Genomic DNA, 18,123 nt, shown 5'->3' with positions numbered 1-18,123 from the left:
ACCTTGCCTCGCGGCAACGCAGTTACGGTCGGTTACAGGCCGGAGAACGTTTGCCTGGAAGGGACTTGCACCCTTCTGTTCGTGTACGCTCACAGGCGCACTAGCGGCGGGGCTTGCCCCGCGCGTTTTCGTGTCGGACCCGGCGGCGGGGAAACAACCGCGCGGGGCAAGCCCCGCCGCTAACGCGGCGCATCCGGGTCCTTCTTTCGTCCTCGTCGTCGTCCTCATCGTCGGTTTTTGCTTCTTCCCCCATTCGTGTCATTCGTGACATCCGCCTTCGCTGAAGCTGCGGCGGACAGGTTCGTGGACGTAATTGGTTTTGCCCCTCCTGTGCGGTATGCTCTAGCCCATGGATAAATTCGTCATCAGCGGCCGGCGGAAACTCTCCGGCAGCGTCGCCTTGAGCGGGTCGAAGAACGCCGCCCTGCCGATTATGGCCGCGTGCCTGCTCGCGGACGGACCGTGCGAACTCGACCGCGTGCCGGACCTGCCCGCCGGCGCGACTGCCGCCGACCTGCTGCTGGACAGCGACGTCCGCGTCCGCCGCACCATCCTGACGTTCATCAACGACAAACAGTTCGACCCCGCCACGCCTCTGGCCGACAACGACCGCGTCACATTCCTCTCGCCCCTTTCGGGCGGGTAGAGCTCACACAAATGGGGATCGAATTTAAATGTTCTAATCCGAGGTGTGGCAAGAGAGTTCGAGCGCCCGAGACTGCCGCGGGTATTAAGGCCCCATGTCCATTCTGCTCCACGGTCCTGGACGTACCTACAGAGTCAGTCGAAACAAGGCCAAGAAGATGTGAATGCGGCCAGATCGGTGACGAGTTGATTTGCCGAACCTGTGGCTGGGTGGCAAAATGGCCGAAACAATACCGCCTTTCACTCGCGCCAGTCCGGCTGCCAGGAACCATTGGCGACTACTTTAAAGCCTGTTTTACCGCCACGCCCTATGGACTTTCGCATCCTATGGCCATGGCCCAATACGTTCTCCTGGCCGTAGTCAATGTGGTATTCTGCTGGGCTGTTTCACAACTTCCCGAGTACGGCCCAAAAGATTTTCCAACACGGGCGATGGTGATTGTGAGCATCGTCATTTTTAACTTTTTGATCAACTCACTTCTGTTCTGGCATCTGCTAAACATGATTCGCAGCACTTCCTTTGGCGCTGACCGATTGTTGACCTTGCCGCCACTGAAGATCAGTCAGATGCTCAAGTTCTACGCTTTGTCTTGGGGAACTTCTGTCGTGTACTTTCTGCCCGTCCTCACGATCCCTCTGCTGCCTGTCGCCCTGCTATCTTTGGCACACGTGAGAGGCTTGGGAGCATTTGACGTGGTCGCCATAGGACGGCAAGCATTCAAGCAAGCCGGAATCAATACCGCAGCGTGGCTTCAGATTCTGTTCTGGATCACTTTTCCCGCTGCCGTTTGCACGGGGATTTCCTTTGGGATCGTTTACTTGAGATTCCAGTTGCCACAGGATCTGGCGAGCTGGGTTCTTTACACGGGAATGGCTTTGACTTTTGCCCTTTGTGTAGTCCCCATCTGCCTGGGCGTCTTCGCCCAGGCCCGATGCATTGGCCTGATGGGCAGAATCGTTCCTGGCCTGGTCGGATCGCTTCACGCCAGCCGAGTGCGGGGGGCGATCTGCCTGGCCGTCGGCGCTGTCATCCTCCTACTCGCCTGTTACTTCTCGCTCAAATACCATTGGCCACCCCTGAGATACCCTCTTTCCCGCCCCTACACTTGGTGAAATTTCCGCGCCACGGGCAGATACTCGGCCCGCACGGGCGGCATCTTCTCATTGATGTATCGCGCGAGGCTTTCCATGCCGGGTTCTTCGCTGGTGCCGTGGTTGACCCGGATCACCGGGTGGCCTTCGTCTTCCCAGCGCTGGATCTCGTGCCAGTAGCACGACCCGTCGTCGCAGATCATCGACACGTCACAGCCGAGTTCTCGAAACGCCATCACTTGGCACCCGCAGCCGGTGCCGACGCCGACTTTGGACACCATCGCGTCCAGGTCCCCCACCACCAGCGGGTGCGGCTCGCCGACGGTCGCCGTGCGGGCGGCTACTCGGCGGGCGAAGTCGCCTAACGTCATCGGCGGCATGTCGTAGCGGTGCAGCGTGCCCGGCCAGACGGTCTTGTGGATCGCAACCGGCGGCCCCGAAAAGCCCAGGAACTTCGCCCAGGCGTACGGAATGCCATATTGCGGCCAGATGTCCCACCGGTCGTGCAGGCGCATGATGGCGATGTCGTGGCCGGCGATAAACCGGGCCTTGGCCCCCACGGAGGGGCAATCCTTCAGCACGTCCGGGAAGCGGTCAGCCGTAAGCCCATAAAACACCGGCTCATGCACCAGCAGCAGATCCACCCGCCGATCGACTGCGGCCTGCAGCGCGCCCATGGAGGCGATCCACGAAACCAGCACCGTCTCGACCGGCTTGTCGCCGTCGCCGGAGATGATGCAGTCGCAAGTGTTGCCCGCCTTCTCCCCTTCCAGCCACGGCGGCGTCAGCCCATCAATAAAATGCCGGTGAAACTCTCGCAGATTCATGTTCTTGCTCCTCAAGAGCAGACATTATAGCGGATGGATGGGTGGATGCATCAGTGCCTCGGCGTGAACGTCCCTCGTTAGCGGCGGGGCTCTCGTCCGGCGTAGCTCGAAGAGCGAAGACGGATGCCCGGCGCGTTTTCTTCTCTGGCGGCGTCGGGGAAACAACCGCGCGGGGCAAGCCCCGCCGCTAATGTGCAGCGCCCGGACGTTTTTCCGTCTTCGTCCTCGTCCTCGTCGTCGTCCTCGGTTTTTCCTCCCTCGCGAGGATCGAGCACCGAGGAGCGAGCACTGCTCTTCTCCCCATTCACGTCATTCGTGACATCCGCCTTCGCTGAAGCTGCGTCGGACAGGTTCGTGGACGTAATTGGTTTTCCCCCCCTCGCGCGGTATGCTTTCGGCCATGGATAAATTCGTCATCAACGGCCGGCGGAAACTCTCCGGCAGCGTCGCCTTGAGCGGGTCGAAGAATGCCGCTCTGCCGATCATGGCCGCGTGCCTGCTGGCCGACGGGCCGTGCGAGCTGGACCGCGTGCCGGACCTGGCCGACGTGCGCGCCACGGTGGCCCTGCTGGGCGATCTGGGCATGGATATCGCCCGCAACGACAGCGGCGTCATGCGCCTGCACGTGCGGGACCTGGCCCCCTGCCACGCCCAGTACGACCGCGTGCGGAAGATGCGCGCCAGCATCTGCGTGCTCGGTCCGCTGCTGGCGAGGCGGGGCAAAGCCCGCGTGGCCATGCCCGGCGGCTGTGCCATCGGCTCGCGGCCGGTGAATCTGCACCTTCGCGGTCTGCGGGCGCTGGGGGCCAAGATCGAACTCGACGGCGGCGACATCGTCGCCTCGGCCGACCGGCTCAAGGGCGCCGAGATCTTCCTGGGCGGGCCCTTCGGATCGACGGTGCTGGGCACGGCCAACGTGATGATGGCGGCGGCGCTGGCCAAGGGCACCACCGTGCTCGAGTCGGCCGCCTGCGAACCCGAGCTGGTAGACCTGGCGGACTTTCTCAATGCGATGGGCGCCCGCATCCGCGGCGCGGGGTCGCCGCGGGTGACGATCGAGGGCGTCGAAAGCCTCACCGGAAAAGCCCACAGCGTCATCCCCGATCGCATCGAGGCCGGAACCTTTCTCGTCGCCGGCGCCCTGGGCGGCGGGCCGGTCAACGTGCTCGGCGCGCGGGCGGACCACCTGATGGCCGCCATCGACGCCCTGCGCGAGATCGGCGTCAATGTCGAATCCAGTTCTGCAGGGATCGAAGTGGCCGCACCCGATCGGCCGCTCAACCCCTGCGAGATCACCACACACCCGCACCCGGGCTTTCCCACCGATCTGCAGGCCCAGTTCATGGTGCTGCTGAGCCTGGCGGCAGGCAACAGCGCCCTGACGGAGAAGGTCTTCCCCGACCGCTTCATGCACGTGGCCGAACTGCTCCGCATGGGGGCCGACATCCGCAAGGAGGGGCCCATCGCCCTGATCAGCGGCGTCAAGGAGCTCGTCGGCGCCCCGGTCATGGCCAGCGACTTGCGCGCCTCGGCCGCCTTGGTGCTGGCCGGGCTGGTCGCCCGCGGGCGCACCGACATCGCCCGCGTCTACCATATCGACCGCGGATACGAGCATATCGAGTCCAAGCTCAACACCCTCGGGGCCGACATCCGTCGCATCAGCGAGTAGAGGATAATTCCGCAAATCACTGTTGCATTGGCTTGTGCGGAGCGTTATACCAGCGCCTGAACCAGGATGGTTCGCCTTGGACGTGAAAGGAATCACCCGATGAAGCACGCCTCTCTTGTCGCCCTCGCGCTGCCGCTTCTGACGCTCGCCTCTGCCCCGGTCCTCGCCGCCGGCGATGCGCCCGCCCCCCAGACGCCGCAGGACCTGGCCAAGGCCGTCGCCGAACTTCAGAAACGCGTCTGCGAACTCGAAGATTGCCGCAAGGCCGACAAAGAACGCATCGCCCAGCTCGAAGGCTCCATCGACGCCAAGCAACTCGCCACCCAGCGCCGCGCCGACATCCTCGATGTGCTCAAGGAAATGAACCTCGACGCCAAGCAACGCGAGGTCAAGAACGTCTGGTCTAAATTCGACGTGCAGCTTTACGGGTATATCAAGGCCGACGCCTCGTACGACACCTCGGCCGTCAGCAACGGAAACTATGCCCGCTGGGTGCTGCCCGAGAACCGCAACGACAACGATTCGCAGTTCACCATGACCGCCCGTGAGACGCGCCTGGGAATGAAGATCACCGGTCCCAGCGACAACGACATCAAGACCAGCGGCGTCGTCGAAGTCGACTTCTACGGCGACGGGACGGAGAACACGCCCGAGCCCCGCATGCGCCACGCGTTCATGGTGATCGACTGGCCCAAGTACGACTTCAGCATCCTGGCCGGTCAGACCTGGGACGTCATCTCGCCGCTCAACGCCCCGACGCTGGACTACACCGTGCTGTGGTGGGCGGGCAACATCGGGTACCGCCGCCCGCAGATTCGCGCCACCAAGATCGTGCGCATCGACAAGGACACCTCGCTGAAGTTCGAAGGCGCCGTCGCCCGCAATATCGGCCACAGCAATTCCTTCGCCCCCTTGGGCGACAGCGGCGCCGACAGCGGCATGCCCGTCTTCCAAGGCCGCACCAGCGTCAGCTTCCCCTCCCTGGCGGCGGGCAAGCAGGCTACCGTCGGCATCTCCGGGCACTACGGGCAGGAAGAATGGGACCTCAACGCCGGCGGCGACCATCAGAACGTATCGAGCTGGTCGGCCAATCTCGACGTCGAGATGCCCCTGTGCGACTGGGTTTCGATCAAGGGCGAGGCGTTCACCGGGCGCAACCTCGACTCGTTCCTGGGCGGCATCGGGCAGGGCATCGACACCGTTGCGACCGGCGCCAACGGCATCAGCGACAGCGGCGGATGGCTCGCCCTGTCGCTGACTCCCTGGAAGCGATGGCAGTTCAACTTCGGCGCCGGCGTCGATTCGGCCAACAACTCCGACCTGAACTCCGCCAGCCAGCGCACGCTCAACCGCGTCATCTTCGGCAACGTCATCTATGCCATCAACTCCGCGACGTCGGTAGGATTTGAAATCTCCGACTGGGTCACCGAATATCGCAACCAGGGCTCAGCCGACGCCCTGAGGTTCCAGACCTCGTTCATCTACCGCTTCTAAAAGTAGCACGGGCGTCCCGCCCGTGAGCGTCTCGCCCATGCATGTTGTCCGTGTCGCGGGCGTCCCGCCCGCGCGTGTCGCGGACGTCTCGTCCGCGTCCTCCATCCCGAAACTTCCAAAGCGGCAGCTAAGGCTGCCGCACTCCATAGAATCCACCGCTTCGATCGATCTCCTGCCACATCAGGTCGGCCGTCGTCTCGGCGCCAACCTCGACGGAGATGATCCTCGCCCCGCCCGCTCGATAGTATTCCACCAGCGCCGCCGTGCGGACGCGGTAGATCTCCAATTTGGCCGCGACGGCGGAGGCGCCATCGTCCAGCCGCCCCGCGCGATCGCCGCCGATGTCCGCCGCTATTCGCTGCAGCACCACCTCCGCCCTGCAGCTCAGCACGATCACCGCGCGCACATCGACAATCGCCGCGACGTCGCGCGCCTGCCCCGCGTGGCGCGGCAGGCCGTTGAGCACGATCAGATCCTCCGCCGCCGCGGAGGCGATGAACCCCCGCAAGATCGTCGCGGCGATGTGAAAGTGTTCATCCTCCAGCAGCGCCCCGCCGCCCAAGGCCGCCTCGATCACCCCCACGTCGGCATCGCACAGCCCCGGCCAATGCCCCTGCAGGGCGATGCGCCTCAGATGCTCGCCAAAATCGAAGTGCCTGGCGCGGCTTCCCCACAGGCCGCGCCGCTCGATCAGAGCCCCCAGCGGCGTCTTACCCGTGCCCGTCGCCCCCAGCAGCACAATGGACCGGGGCACGCTCATCACAAGCGGTCCAGGATGCCTTGGACGTCCAGGTGCCGACGAACCAGTTGACGCGCCAGCACTGTTTTCTCGGTGTCGGCGGGCTGAATCTTGACCTTCAGGTCGCGCACGGCCGTCGCGGCGGAATAACTGTCGTCCTCGGTCAGGATCACCGGAATGCTCGTGCGCTGCACGAGGCTGAGGATGTTCTTCTGCGGACTGATCCCCCCCGTCAGCAGCAGCCCGGCGACGGTGCTATCCGAGTCGTCCAGGCCCAGAGGCCCCACGGCCGCCAGGATCAGATCGTCGCGGTCGCCGGGAGTGATCAGCAGGCATCCCGGATGCATGTAGTCCAGCGCGCGGTGGGCGGTCATGGCCCCGATGATGACCTCCTGCACGATGTTGCCAAGAGAGCCCTTGCCGTTAAGCAATTCGCCGCCGACCTCGTCGAGCACCTGCGCCATCGTGGGGTTTTCCAGCGTCTGCGAGAACGGGATGGCTCCCAGCAGATCGACGCCCTTGCGCGCCAGCCCCGCCCCGGTCACCGAGCAGATCTCGTCGATCTTGTCCGGCAGCACCTTGTTGAGCACCACCCCCAGCAGCTCGACGCCGCACTCGCTGAAGAGGCTGCGATTGAGCACCACCTCGTCGATGGGCTTGCCCACCCCGCCCTCGGTCACCAGGATGACCTTGGCCCCCAGCAGCCGCGCCACGTCGGCATTCGAGGCGTCGAAACACGCCCCCACCCCCGCGTGACCGGTCCCCTCGATCACGATCGACCGCTTCGTCCGGCACATGCGGTCGAAGCTCTCGCGGATCGACGTCATCAGCTCCTGCGGCCTGGGATTGCGAATGTACTCGCGCGTGAAGGTGCGCCCCACCGTCACCGGGCTCATGTCGCGCAGGTCGCCCCCGCTGGGGAAGATCGCCCGCATCAGCGCCACGTCTTCATCGACGCGCAACGCCTCGATCTCGACGTACCGCTGCCCCACCGGCTTGATGAACCCCGCCGGCCCGCACAGATCGTTAAACGCCGCCATCAGTCCCAGCGACACCGTCGTCTTGCCCTGGTCCTGCTTGGTCGCCGCCACGAAAACTTTTTTGACATTGCTCATAGAGACATTATCCCCGCCTGAGCGCTGTTGTTCCATGTTCAATGTCGCCCAGAAGCGTTGGGGACCTCCAGCAGTGCGGCCTGTAAGGCCGCTGGCAAGTCAGCCCAGGCCAGCGCCATTGCCCGAGGTGAGGGCATTAGCGGATTTTGTCTTGGTTTCAGGGATTCTCGGAAGTGGCCGCCCTCCGGCGGACGATCATCTGGTTTGCCACGCCCCTGATATCCGCCCTGGGCGAATGTGTCGCCTCCTGCAGATACTTCATGGGCGGCACCCCCATGGCATCTTCGGCGCCTTTCCCGGTCAGAATACTTTCCACGTCTCGTGGATTCATCTGCACCCCCTCATCGATCAGGACGAACGGCGAAAGGTCCTCCACCGCCCCATGGCCGAAGAACCGTCCCGATTTTGTGTCGAAGGCGAAGTAAGCCTGGAAGTCGTATCGTATTGCCACGATCAGGCCCGCCTTATTCATGTAGAGCTGCCCATAGCCTTCAGGTGCGCCGGCAGGGCGTATGACTGATGCCCAGCTTCGGGGCGAATCTCCGTTAGTGGCGCCAACTTCATCATAGCAGACAGTAAACAGCCCCCTGCGAGTCTGGATGCCCAACGCCAGCGTCTGCCCCTGAAGAAACTCGCTGTCAAGGAATGCATACTTGCGTCCATCGGGGCCCGTCAATTCAGAGGTCACGCAATAAGGCGCCACATTTGTCGTGAATCCCACTATCCAAATGGCCGGGATCACGAGGACGCTCGCGATCAGGTTCATTGCCCCCAAGAAGCACCGAGACCAACATAATCCGACGATCCCCCCGCCCGCCAGAAGAATTGAACATCCTGGCCAAGCAATCCATTCCACGACAGCGGCAATCGAAGGCTTGAGAAGTGTTACCGAATAGAGCGACATTTCGGCCTCAGAGGATTTCAGAGGCCTAACAGACTCCCATCGTGACAACACTGCAGCCGCAAGGGCGATAGTGAGAATCCCAAGCAACCACAAAAGCAGCCAGAACCAGCGGTGGCGTCGATCTGGGCGGCTTGATATATCCGGATCGTTCATCGTCTCATTCCTTCACAGGCTCGTCCGCAGGCCTGATCACGCGCCGGGGAGCGTCCGCCGGATCTCATCCACGCGATATCCAAATCCTGTCTTCCCCAGTGTTGACAAGTCTACGCATCCCTCTCGGCGGGTATAGAGCCCTGGGTGTACCGCCGCCTCCGGCGCTGACGCGGCGGGATAAAACTGCATCGCGTTGGTCTCCACGCCCATGATCGTCCCGGCGTGGGCGGCTAGCACCACGTGCGGGATCTGCGCGAGCATGGGGTTGGTCAAGTCCTGCACCATCAGGCCCATGCCGTGGGCCTTGGCCCAGCACAGGCTCAGCAGCGCCCCGGTCTGCGTCTTGCACGTCTTGAGCGCCACGCCGCTCCAGCCCAGCTCGCGCCCGAGGCGCACGAACCGCCACTCGTGGGCGCTCTCGTCCATGAACAGCGGCTTGCGGGCCGAGACGCTGTGTACGTCGATGCGATGGGCCTCCAGGTCGTATGGGAACGGTTGCTCGACGTACAGGATCATCCCGTAGATCCGCGGATGCTCGATCATCAGCCGGTCGAGGATCGCGTTGACGTATGCCGGCTGCGTCACCGTGCAGTTGAAGTCGCTGGTCAGCCAGTCTACGCCCTGCGAGACGGCGATCTGCCCCACCTTCGTCAGCCGCGCGTAGTCCCACGCCGCATCGTTGCCCCGCAGCTTCACCTTGAGGCACTTGAGCCCGTCACGCACGATCCAGTCCCCCAGCAGCACCGGGTAACCGTCGTCGGGCTCGCTGCCGGTCAGCTCCGACTCGTCCAGCGGATCCTTGCCGCCGACCAGGTGCCACGCCGCCAGCCGCTGCGGCCGGGGGTACACCAGGAAGTCCGCCGGATACTTGCCCGCAAAACTCACCGCCGCCCCGGCCGCCGGCTCGAGGTACGCCGACAGATCGGCGTTCATGAACTCGCCGCTGTACGTGTCGTAGATGTTCCGCCCGCAGCAATTGCCGTATGCGTCGTGCAGGGCGATATCGAACGGCGAGCAGCATACCAGCGCCGCCAGCAGCCCCATGTCCTCGCGGCCGCCGCGCGACTCGTTCAGCGCCCGGCGCATCTCGGGCAGCGGACCGGCGCCGAAAGCGTGGCCGATTTCAACCGCATGTCCCCAGACGTGAAAGCCCATCCACGCCGCCCGCAGGCGGCTGCAGAAGCTCACCAGGCAGTCGTGCCGCTCCTGGTACGTCAACTCTGACGGCCACACCCACTGCACCGACAGCGGCGTCTCGCCCCAGCCGACAGCCCGGTTGCCTCCACGATCTTCGACCGTCATCTTCACGCAGGCGCACGTAACGCGGTCGAGCGTTTCAGGCCCGAACTTCAGCGGCACGCGCGTCGCCACATCGAGCAGGTACAACTCGACATCGACCACACGCACGTCGGTAGGCTTTGCGTTCACAGGAAATCCTTCATCAACCGATCTTTGCCGGGATCGGTATTCACGAAAGTCCCTCTTCCTTCAGCAGCCGCCGCAGGCTGGGATTGGATTGCTTATGCAGGCCGCCGCCGGCGCTGCGGCCACGCGAACGGCGCGCCAGCTATTCGTTGCCGGCCTGGGCCGTTTCAAGGGCTCGCTCGATTTTAACGATGGTGGCCGTGTCGGGCGTGGTTCTGCCTTTTTCGATGCGGTTCAATGTCTCGGCGCGAACGCCCGCACGGCGGGCAAGTTCCGCCTGCGTCAATCCTGCCTGGTGGCGGGCCTTGATGATTTTTCGCGCCAGCGACACGCGGGCATAGTCGACGGCCGGATAATTGCCTTGGGCATCAGGCTTAGGCAGCCCCGGCCAGTCGCCCTTTTCACCAGCGTGGGCCGCCAGCCGCTTATAGTCTCTTTCCGGCATGATCGCCCATCGCTTGCCGGCCAATTCCAAAATCTTCACAGTCATGTTATTCCCTCACTCATAAAACCTGTCTCGGTGTCCGATCTTCTCCACAAAGACCGCTTGACCTTCCACTCGGAACTGCAGTCGGTAATCACCCGTCCGAAGCCGGTATCGCCGGGCCAACGAACCAGTAAGGGGCTTTGCGCCGCTCACGGCCGGCCACTTCGCCAAACGCTCCAGCAACGATAGCATGCGAGCGTGGATGACAAGGGGCAGATCTTCAAGCCCTTGGGCCGCTTCCGGCGCCAATGTCACTCTTGCCATAACAGATCTATTGTAGGGCCTTATTGACTTGAAAGTCAATGTGTTGACTTTTAAAAGTCAACCTCTCCGCCAGGTGGGATATCGACTTGGGTATCCTTGCCCGCGTAGCGCACGATCGCTCTTCCGCCCTTGCGCGAGCGGATCGTGGCGGCGGTGAGCTTGCCGGCCGACCAGGCGATGTCGACCTCGAACCCGCCGCGGGCGCAGAGGCCTTTGACGCTGCCTTGGGGCCAGGCTGCCGGCAAGGCCGGCAGCAGCTCGATCACCCCGGCGTGGCTTTGCAGGAGCATCTCGGCGATGGCGGCCGCGACCCCGCAGACGCAATCGATCTGGCGGCAACCGTCCCAGAGATTCTTCGACGACATGCGATGATCGTTGGCGCAGAGGTACTCCCAGGCGGCCGGGGCGTCCTTGAGACGCGCCCACAACAGCGTTCGCCAGATGCCGATCCAACCCCCGGCCAGCATCTTGCGGTGCGTCAGCGAGACCTTGGCCGCCGCAGCCAGCCTCGCGTCCACGTCGGGCGTGAGCATGGCCGCGGGGAAGAGGCCGTACATGTGCGACACGTGGTGATGGTTATGGGCCGGGTCGTCCCAGTCGCCGATCCATTCCTGAAGCTGACCGTGTTTGCCCACCTGCAGCGGGGCCAGACGCTCCAGCGTGCGGCGCAGCGTGGCGGCAAAGTCGGCGTCGACGCCCAGAATTCCGGCGGCCTCGATGCATTGGCCCATCAGGTGGGCGACGATCTCCAGGTCGATCGTCGGTCCGTAGGCGATGCGGCAGCCCTGGGCCTCGCCGGTAGGCGGGCCGTGCTCGGGCGAGGACGACGGGCACGTCACCAGCCGCCCCGCCAGCGGCAGGTGCGCGGGGATTTCCACCAGCGAGTCGACGAAGAACTGCGCCGCCGCCTTCATCAGTGGCCAAGCGCGATCCCGCAGAAACTCGCGGTCCTGCGTGAAGAGGTAATGCTCGAACAGGTGCGTGGCCAGCCACGCCCCACCCGTCTGCCAGTACGTGCCCACCCCGTCCACCGGAGCGGTCAGTCGCCACTGGTCGGTGTTGTGGTGCGTCATCCAGCCGCCGGCGCCGTAGTATTCGCGCGCGTTTCGCCCGCCGGTGACGGCCAGGTCGTCCAGCATGTCAAACAGCGGGCCGTGACACTCGCCCAGGTTGGTCACCTCGGCAGGCCAGTACGCCATCTGGATATTGATGTTGATGGTGTACTTGCTGCCCCAGAACGGCCAGAACGCTTCGTTCCAGATTCCCTGCAGCGTGGCGGCCTTGGTTCCCGGGCGCGAACACGAGATCAGCACGTATCGCCCGAAGGCGAAATAGACGGCGGCGAATTGCGGGTCGGCGGATTCCATTTTGCCGATGCGCTGGTCGCTGGGCCAATCGCCCAGGGGCGAAGGTCCCAGGTCCAGGCTCGACCGCGTGTAGAGTCGGCGGTAATCCTCGACGTGGTTACGGCGCAGTTGGTCGTATGACTGCCCCGCCGCAATCGCAAGGTGCGCCACGCACGCGCCGGCAGGGTCGCCGCTGATGTCATCGTAGCGAACAAAGCTCGTAGCCGCCGCCAGGCGCAGCGTGACGGTGGTAGCGCCTCGCACCTGCAGCACGCCGTCGGCGGCGGTAACCGCGCCACCCTCGGCCGCGACCACGACGCGCGTCTCGAACTTCACCCCCGGGCCGTGCCAGGGCGCCGTCCAGGCGTTGCTGTCGGGGTCGGGGGTCGGGCCGACCTGCCCGATCATCCGCAGCGTCGAGCCGGCGGCCTCGAACGACACGTGCGGGTGCGGGCACGCCAGCGCCACGTCAAAAGACAGCTCGCCGCCCTGCTCGCATTCCAGGCGCACGACGATGATGTTGGCCGGATGCGACGCAAACATCTCGCGCGTGTAGCGCACGCCGCCGAGGCGGTAGCTCACGCGGGCAATAGCCTGCTCCAGGTCCAGCTCCCGGCGGTAGTCGGACACATCCACCTCGTGGTGGCCGGGGAATCTCAGCGTCAGATCGCCCATCGGCTGGTACGACTGCATCATGCCCGGGCGACCCATCATGTCCGAGGCGATCAGCCGCTCGGCCGCGGCGTACTGGCCGGCGAAAATCAGCTCTCGCACCCGCGGCAGCGCCGCCGCCGCGGCGGGGTTGAGGTTCTGGTGCGGACCGCCCGACCAGAGCGTCTCCTCGTTGAGCCCCAGGTGCTCGCAGGCGGGGTTGCCGTAGACCATCGCGCCGAGGCGCCCGTTGCCGATCGGCAGAGCGGAAAAGAACGAATCGCCGGGTGTCGTGTACCAAAGGTTCATCAGGCACCAAATCCTAAGCTCTAAATTCGAAATCCCAAACAAGGACCAAAAGACAAATTCAAATGTTCAAACCAATGCAACCTTTGCATGAAACGGAACCCTCCGCAGAATGTTTTGACTATTAGAACCTTTGGGTTTTGGCTTTATTTAGAATTTAGAGTTTAGGATTTAGGATTTCCCCGGGCTCTTCAGTTCCGCAACAAGCTTCACCACTTCAGCAACCGCCTCGGCGGCCTTGACCATCGTGGGCTGGGCGGCCGTGCGGGCCTTGAGCTCGACGTTTCCTTCCTTGAGTCCGCGCTCGCCGACGACCACTCGCAGGGGGATGCCCAACAGGTCGGCGTCGGCGAACTTCACTCCCGGGCGTGCCGCACGGTCGTCCATCAGCGCGTCCACGCCTGCGGCCAGCAGCTCATCATAGATCCGCCGCGCCTCGTCGGCGGCAGCGCCGGCTTCGGACAGCGGGATGATCTCGACCTCGAACGGGGCGATGTTGATCGGCAGAATGCTCCCGCGGTCGTCGTGGGCGCACTCGATCGCCGAAGCCAGGATGCGGTTGATCCCGATCCCGTAGCAGCCCATCAGGCAGACCTGCTCCTTGCCCTGCTCGTCGAGGAACTTGGCGCCGAGCTTGGCCGAGTACTTCGTGCCCAGTTTGAAAATCTGCCCGACCTCGATCCCGCGGGCGAAGAGCAGTTTCTTGCCGCCGTGCGTGTCGCCGGCAGCGGCGTTGCGGATATCCAGCACCGCCACGTTCTCGCCGGCCAGCGGGAAATCGCGCCCGGGCGCGACGTTCTTGACGTGATAGTCTGTCTTGTTCGCGCCGGTCACGCCGCTGCTCATCGCGGCCACCGCATGGTCGATCAGCAGGCGAGCGACCTTGCCCGCCAGGCCTTGGGGACCCGCGAACCCGACCGCCGCGCCGGTGAGCCTGGTGATGACGTGCGGTTCGGCCATCTCGACATGCCGTCCGCCCATCGCTTGCGTGAGCTTCTCAGGATTAAGCTCGTGGTCGCCCCGCACCAGTGCGACGATCACGTCATCGCCGGCCGAGTACACCAGCGTCTTGATCATGTCGGCGGGCTGCGTCTTCAGGAATGCGCAGACGGCTTCGATGCTGCCCACGCCGGGGGTGTGTACCTCTTCCATCGCCGCTTGCGGCTTGGCGGTTTCTTTCGCCAGCGGATCGACGCCCGCCTTCTCGATGTTCGCCGCGTACGTGCCGTCCTCGGTATGGACGATCACGTCCTCGCCGGTTTCGGTGGGCACGGTGAACTGCTGGCTGCCCGAGCCGCCCATCTCGCCGCTCTCGGCCTCGACGACGACGTACGGGACGCCGCAGCGGTCGAAGATGCGGCAGTACGCGCGGTACATCGACTGGTAGCTTTCCTCCAGGCTTTCGAGGCTGGCGTTGAAGCTGTAGGCGTCTTTCATGATGAACTCGCGGCTGCGCAGCACACCGAATCGCGGCCGGAACTCATCGCGGAACTTCTGGCTGATCTGGTAAAGGTTGATCGGCAGTTGCTTGTAGCTGCTGACCTCGTGCGAGACCAGGTCGGTGAAGACCTCTTCGGCCGTCGGGGCCAGCACGTTCATGCGGCCGTGGCGGTCCTTGAAGCGGCACATGGTCTCGCCGTAGTCGACGTCGCGCCCGGTCTTCTGCCACAGCTCCATCGGCTGAATGCACGGGGCAAGGATCTCCTGCGCCCCGGCGGCGTTCATCTCCTGGCGCACGATGGCCATGATCTTCTGCAGGCAGCGCAGCCCCAGCGGCAAATACGTGTACGTGCCGCTGGCGAGCTTGCGAATGAAGCCCGCGCGGATCATGAGCTGGTGCGAAGGAATCTCCGCCTCGGCGGGGACTTCTTTGATGGTCGGGATCAATAGTTGGCTATAGCGCATGATTTTTCGTCCTCGTCGTCGTCCTCGTCCTCGTCGTCGGCTGTTTCCCCGGCCCAAAACCGAGGACGACGACGAGGACGAGGACGAGCACGAACAGGGGTCTAAGCTTATACGTTATCAAGGTGCTCTTTGCAACGACCGCCCTCATCGCTACAATCTCTCCATGCCACCCAAACGCCTCTTCATCAGCGACTTCAAGAACGGCCAGGGCGTCGACCAGGTTTTTCTCGTGCGCGAGAAGGACCTGCGCACCACCAAGAGCGGCGACATGTACCTGCGATGCACGCTGGCCGACCGCAGCGGGTCGCTGCCGGCCATCATGTGGCGCGTCGCCGAGACGATCTACAACTCGATCGCCGTCGACGGGTTCCTGCAGGTCAAAGGGCGCATCGAGGACTACCGCGGCGCCACGCAGATGACCATCGACGCTCTGCGCCCCGTGGCGGCAGACCGCGTGGACGTGGCCGACTTCATCCCCGTCACCAAGCGCGACATCGAGCAGATGTGGGCGGAGCTGCTGGAGATTCTGCGCGGCGTCAAGAACAAGCACCTGCGGCTGCTGATCAAGAAGTTCGTCGAGGATCGCGAGATGGTCGAGGGCTTTAAGAAGGCCCCGGCCGCGATGTCGATGCACAACCCGTACGTCGGCGGGTTGCTGGAGCACACGCTGATGGTCGCCCAGGCGGCCAAGGCGCTTCTGGGGCTGTATCCGGCTGTCAACGACGACCTGGTGCTCACCAGCGCGTTCCTGCATGACATCGGCAAGATCGCCGAGCTCAGCGCGGGCACGTCCTTTTCATACACCGACCGCGGGCAGCTCGTCGGACACATCACCATCGCGGCGATCTGGGTCGAGCAGAAGGCCGCCGAGGTTGCCGCCGAGACGTCCGAGCCCTTCCCGCAAAAAACCATCGACCTGCTGCAACACATCATTCTCTCGCACCATGGGGTACACGAGTACGGCAGCCCGAAGCTGCCCGCCTGCGCCGAGGCGTACTTCATCCACTTCCTGGACAACCTCGACGCCAAGATGTACATGACGCTGCACGCCGTCGAGGCCGACACCGATCCGACCAGCGCCTTTACCGCTTATATGAGGGAGCTCGAAACGCGCATATACAAAGGCAGCGCCAAACTGGAGTGATTCCGCGAGCCGGCGTCCTTGTCCCTGCTGTCCCTTTGGTCGTTTTTTGAACATGAATCGTCGCGACTTTCTGAAATCAGCGGGCCTCAGCGCCGCGGCCTTTGCCGCCCCGGGCCTGCTGCGCGCGGCAGCGCCCTCGGCCAGGAAGCTCAACATCCTTTTGCTGATGGACGACCAGCACCGCGGCGACTATCTCGGCGCGGCCGGCGCGAGCTGGCTCCAGACCCCCTGCCTCGACCGCCTCGCTGCCCAGGGCGCACTGTTCCGCAAAGGCTACACGTCTGTTCCCTCGTGCCTGCCGGCGCGGGCGGGCCTGCTGACAGGCATGAGCCCATGGTCACACGGGCTGCTGGGATACGCGGCCGTCGCCAAGCGATACGAGCACGAGAAGCCCCGCATGTTCGCCAAGGCCGGCTACCGCACGCATGCGGTGGGCAAGAACCACTTCAGCCCGATGCGCAATGCGCACGGATATCAGAGCGTCGAGTTGGAGGAAGGGTTCCATTCGATGGATGGCGGCGGCGAAAAGTGCGATTACCAGCTCTGGTTCGAAAAGACCGCCCCGGGCAAAAAGTTCAACCCGACCGACCTGCACTACAACGACAGCCGCGGCGGGCGCGTCTGGCCGTATGACGAATCACTTCATGCCACGCACTGGACCGCCCAGCGGGCGGTCGAGTTCCTCAAGACCTACCGCGGCGACAAGCCGTGGATGATGAAGGTCTCGTTCCAGCGCCCCCACTCGCCCTTCGACCCGCCCAAGCGCTGGGCCGATGCCTACGCCGACGCCAAGCTGCCCGCCGCCTCGGCGGGTGCGTGGGCTGACAAGAAGTACGGCAGCATCAAAGGCACGATGGAGAAACGCACGACGGCCTCGATGGGCAACTTCTCGCCCGAGGAAGTGCGCAAGGCGCGGCAGGCGTATTGCGGGGCGATCTCGTTCGTCGACGAACAGGTCGGCCGCGTCATCGCCGCCCTGGAGGCGCGGGGCGAACTGGAGAACACGCTGATCCTCTTCACCAGCGACCACGGCGAGCAGTTGGGTGACAGCCACCTGTGGCGCAAGTGCCGCCCGTACGAGCCTTCGGTGCATGTGCCGATGATCGTCCGCTGGCCCGACGCGATGAAGCTCGACGCCAGGCGCGGGCAGGTGCGGGACGAACTCGTCGAGCTGCGCGACGTGCTGCCGACGCTGCTGGACGCCGCCGGCCTGGCGATCCCGGCCGCCATGGACGGCGCGAGCATGCTCAACATCCTCCGCGGCCGCGGCGGCTGGCGGACGCAGCTCGACTTGGAACATAGCCAGATCTACGATAGCAAAAACGCCTGGAATGCCCTGACCGACGGGCATCACAAGTACATCTACTTCACGCTGTCGGGCGAGCAGCAGCTCTTCGACCTGGACAAGGACCCCGCCGAGCTGAACAACCTGGCCGGTGATGCCGGATCGGCTGCGCTGCTGGGCCAGTGGCGCAAGCGCATGGTCGCTCACCTCAAACCCCGCGGCGAACACTGGGTCAAAGACGGCGACCTGGCGGTTCAGAAGAAACCGATTGTTATTCGGCCAGGTTTCGATCCGAGAAATACGTAGGGACCGTGATCCGGCATGGATACTTTCCGAGGCTGGCGTGAATGACTATTCGAACGCTGATCAAGAGGATCATTGCAAAAGAATTGTATTGGTCCATGCCGCTTTCGATGCTCGTAAGCTGGTGGTGGTCCGCAGTACGGTTGAGGATGGGCTGGGGCATTCCTCGCGTCTGGGTCCGCTGGAATGCAAATCTCAAAGGCTGCACCAGACAAAACCTTTCGATTGGCAAGGATTGTCAATTAGCCCAACTTCCGCAGTTATAGATTTATGCAGATTATTTTCGGTCGATTTGTGCAGGAATGGCGGTGCAATGGCGGCATTCTGCTACCCCAAAGGGTCTTTTCACTTGTTTTGGATCCGATCAGC

Annotated in this window: 15 protein-coding genes and 1 pseudogene; 8 read left to right on the top strand and 8 right to left on the bottom strand. The window is 63.8% G+C overall.

The window, feature by feature from the left end; all coding sequences use genetic code 11:
* Positions 1 to 349 precede the first annotated feature (349 nt).
* The 3 genes and pseudogenes from ABFD92_17430 (at position 350) to ABFD92_17420 (ending at position 1,758) form a co-directional block, all read left to right on the top strand.
* Positions 350 to 490, top strand: a pseudogene (locus tag ABFD92_17430) (UDP-N-acetylglucosamine 1-carboxyvinyltransferase).
* A complete protein-coding gene (locus ABFD92_17425) occupies positions 479 to 646 on the top strand; it encodes a MoaD/ThiS family protein (protein ID MEN6506320.1) in 168 nt (55 codons plus the stop codon). Before ABFD92_17430 ends, ABFD92_17425 begins: the two are co-directional and overlap by 12 nt.
* Positions 647 to 855: 209 nt before the next feature.
* Positions 856 to 1,758, top strand: a complete 903-nt coding sequence (locus ABFD92_17420) for a hypothetical protein (protein ID MEN6506319.1) — start codon at positions 856 to 858, stop codon at positions 1,756 to 1,758.
* Here ABFD92_17420 and ABFD92_17415 read toward each other — a convergent pair.
* On the bottom strand, positions 1,746 to 2,564 hold the full coding sequence (locus ABFD92_17415; GenBank protein ID MEN6506318.1) for a Nif3-like dinuclear metal center hexameric protein: 819 nt from the start codon (positions 2,562 to 2,564) through the stop codon (positions 1,746 to 1,748). The genes ABFD92_17420 and ABFD92_17415 overlap by 13 nt on opposite strands.
* Before the next feature lie 400 nt (positions 2,565 to 2,964).
* On the opposite strand from ABFD92_17415, the gene murA reads away from it, so the two are divergent.
* Both murA and ABFD92_17405 read left to right on the top strand, forming a co-directional pair.
* Positions 2,965 to 4,233 (top strand): UDP-N-acetylglucosamine 1-carboxyvinyltransferase, encoded by a 1,269-nt coding sequence (gene murA / locus ABFD92_17410; protein MEN6506317.1) that lies wholly within the window; start codon positions 2,965 to 2,967, stop codon positions 4,231 to 4,233.
* Between the two features lie 99 nt (positions 4,234 to 4,332).
* Positions 4,333 to 5,727, top strand: coding sequence for a hypothetical protein (locus ABFD92_17405; GenBank protein ID MEN6506316.1), 1,395 nt, complete (start codon positions 4,333 to 4,335; stop codon positions 5,725 to 5,727).
* A gap of 127 nt (positions 5,728 to 5,854) precedes the next feature.
* On the opposite strand, the gene ABFD92_17400 is transcribed toward ABFD92_17405, so the two are convergent.
* The 7 genes from ABFD92_17400 to ABFD92_17370 form a co-directional block, all read right to left on the bottom strand.
* On the bottom strand, positions 5,855 to 6,487 hold the full coding sequence (locus ABFD92_17400; protein MEN6506315.1) for a nucleoside monophosphate kinase: 633 nt from the start codon (positions 6,485 to 6,487) through the stop codon (positions 5,855 to 5,857).
* Positions 6,487 to 7,581 (bottom strand): AAA family ATPase, encoded by a 1,095-nt coding sequence (locus ABFD92_17395; GenBank protein ID MEN6506314.1) that lies wholly within the window; start codon positions 7,579 to 7,581, stop codon positions 6,487 to 6,489. Before ABFD92_17395 ends, ABFD92_17400 begins: the two co-directional genes overlap by 1 nt.
* A 157-nt stretch (positions 7,582 to 7,738) precedes the next feature.
* Positions 7,739 to 8,638: a hypothetical protein gene (locus tag ABFD92_17390; protein MEN6506313.1), complete on the bottom strand. Its 900-nt coding sequence runs from the start codon at positions 8,636 to 8,638 to the stop codon at positions 7,739 to 7,741.
* Positions 8,639 to 8,674: 36 nt separating this feature from the next.
* The gene (locus ABFD92_17385) at positions 8,675 to 10,066 is read right to left on the bottom strand and encodes an enolase C-terminal domain-like protein (protein ID MEN6506312.1); all 1,392 of its coding nucleotides are present in this window, start codon (positions 10,064 to 10,066) and stop codon (positions 8,675 to 8,677) included.
* 139 nt (positions 10,067 to 10,205) lie between these two features.
* Entirely contained in the window at positions 10,206 to 10,553 is a 348-nt protein-coding gene (locus ABFD92_17380) for a helix-turn-helix transcriptional regulator (protein MEN6506311.1), read from the bottom strand.
* A gap of 311 nt (positions 10,554 to 10,864) precedes the next feature.
* Positions 10,865 to 13,120 (bottom strand): glycoside hydrolase family 95 protein, encoded by a 2,256-nt coding sequence (locus ABFD92_17375; GenBank protein MEN6506310.1) that lies wholly within the window; start codon positions 13,118 to 13,120, stop codon positions 10,865 to 10,867.
* A gap of 168 nt (positions 13,121 to 13,288) precedes the next feature.
* Complete coding sequence (locus tag ABFD92_17370) at positions 13,289 to 15,022, bottom strand: proline--tRNA ligase (protein MEN6506309.1); 1,734 nt, start codon at positions 15,020 to 15,022, stop codon at positions 13,289 to 13,291.
* A 163-nt stretch (positions 15,023 to 15,185) separates the two neighbouring features.
* On the opposite strand from ABFD92_17370, the gene ABFD92_17365 reads away from it, so the two are divergent.
* From ABFD92_17365 to ABFD92_17355, 3 genes are all read left to right on the top strand, one after another.
* Positions 15,186 to 16,166 (top strand): HD domain-containing protein, encoded by a 981-nt coding sequence (locus tag ABFD92_17365; protein MEN6506308.1) that lies wholly within the window; start codon positions 15,186 to 15,188, stop codon positions 16,164 to 16,166.
* A gap of 52 nt (positions 16,167 to 16,218) precedes the next feature.
* Positions 16,219 to 17,757 carry an arylsulfatase gene (locus ABFD92_17360; GenBank protein MEN6506307.1) on the top strand — a complete coding sequence of 513 codons (1,539 nt, stop codon included), beginning with the start codon at positions 16,219 to 16,221 and terminating at the stop codon, positions 17,755 to 17,757.
* A 37-nt stretch (positions 17,758 to 17,794) separates the two neighbouring features.
* On the top strand, positions 17,795 to 18,123 hold a 329-nt coding region (locus ABFD92_17355; protein ID MEN6506306.1), incomplete at its 3' end, for a hypothetical protein.

It is taken from the genome of Planctomycetaceae bacterium (genome assembly GCA_039680605.1).
Lineage (GTDB): Bacteria > Planctomycetota > Phycisphaerae > SM23-33 > SM23-33 > JAJFUU01.
This window is presented reverse-complemented; position numbering and strand designations above follow the sequence as displayed.

Coding starts and splice junctions, on each gene's coding strand:
- ABFD92_17375 (MEN6506310.1), bottom strand. CDS start 13,120: ATGAACCTTTGGTACACGACACCCGGCGATTCGTTCTTTTCCGCTCTG.
- ABFD92_17405 (MEN6506316.1), top strand. CDS start 4,333: ATGAAGCACGCCTCTCTTGTCGCCCTCGCGCTGCCGCTTCTGACGCTC.
- ABFD92_17360 (MEN6506307.1), top strand. CDS start 16,219: ATGAATCGTCGCGACTTTCTGAAATCAGCGGGCCTCAGCGCCGCGGCC.
- murA (MEN6506317.1), top strand. CDS start 2,965: ATGGATAAATTCGTCATCAACGGCCGGCGGAAACTCTCCGGCAGCGTC.
- ABFD92_17395 (MEN6506314.1), bottom strand. CDS start 7,581: ATGAGCAATGTCAAAAAAGTTTTCGTGGCGGCGACCAAGCAGGACCAG.
- ABFD92_17400 (MEN6506315.1), bottom strand. CDS start 6,487: ATGAGCGTGCCCCGGTCCATTGTGCTGCTGGGGGCGACGGGCACGGGT.
- ABFD92_17390 (MEN6506313.1), bottom strand. CDS start 8,638: ATGAACGATCCGGATATATCAAGCCGCCCAGATCGACGCCACCGCTGG.
- ABFD92_17365 (MEN6506308.1), top strand. CDS start 15,186: ATGCCACCCAAACGCCTCTTCATCAGCGACTTCAAGAACGGCCAGGGC.
- ABFD92_17415 (MEN6506318.1), bottom strand. CDS start 2,564: ATGAATCTGCGAGAGTTTCACCGGCATTTTATTGATGGGCTGACGCCG.
- ABFD92_17370 (MEN6506309.1), bottom strand. CDS start 15,022: ATGCGCTATAGCCAACTATTGATCCCGACCATCAAAGAAGTCCCCGCC.
- ABFD92_17380 (MEN6506311.1), bottom strand. CDS start 10,553: ATGACTGTGAAGATTTTGGAATTGGCCGGCAAGCGATGGGCGATCATG.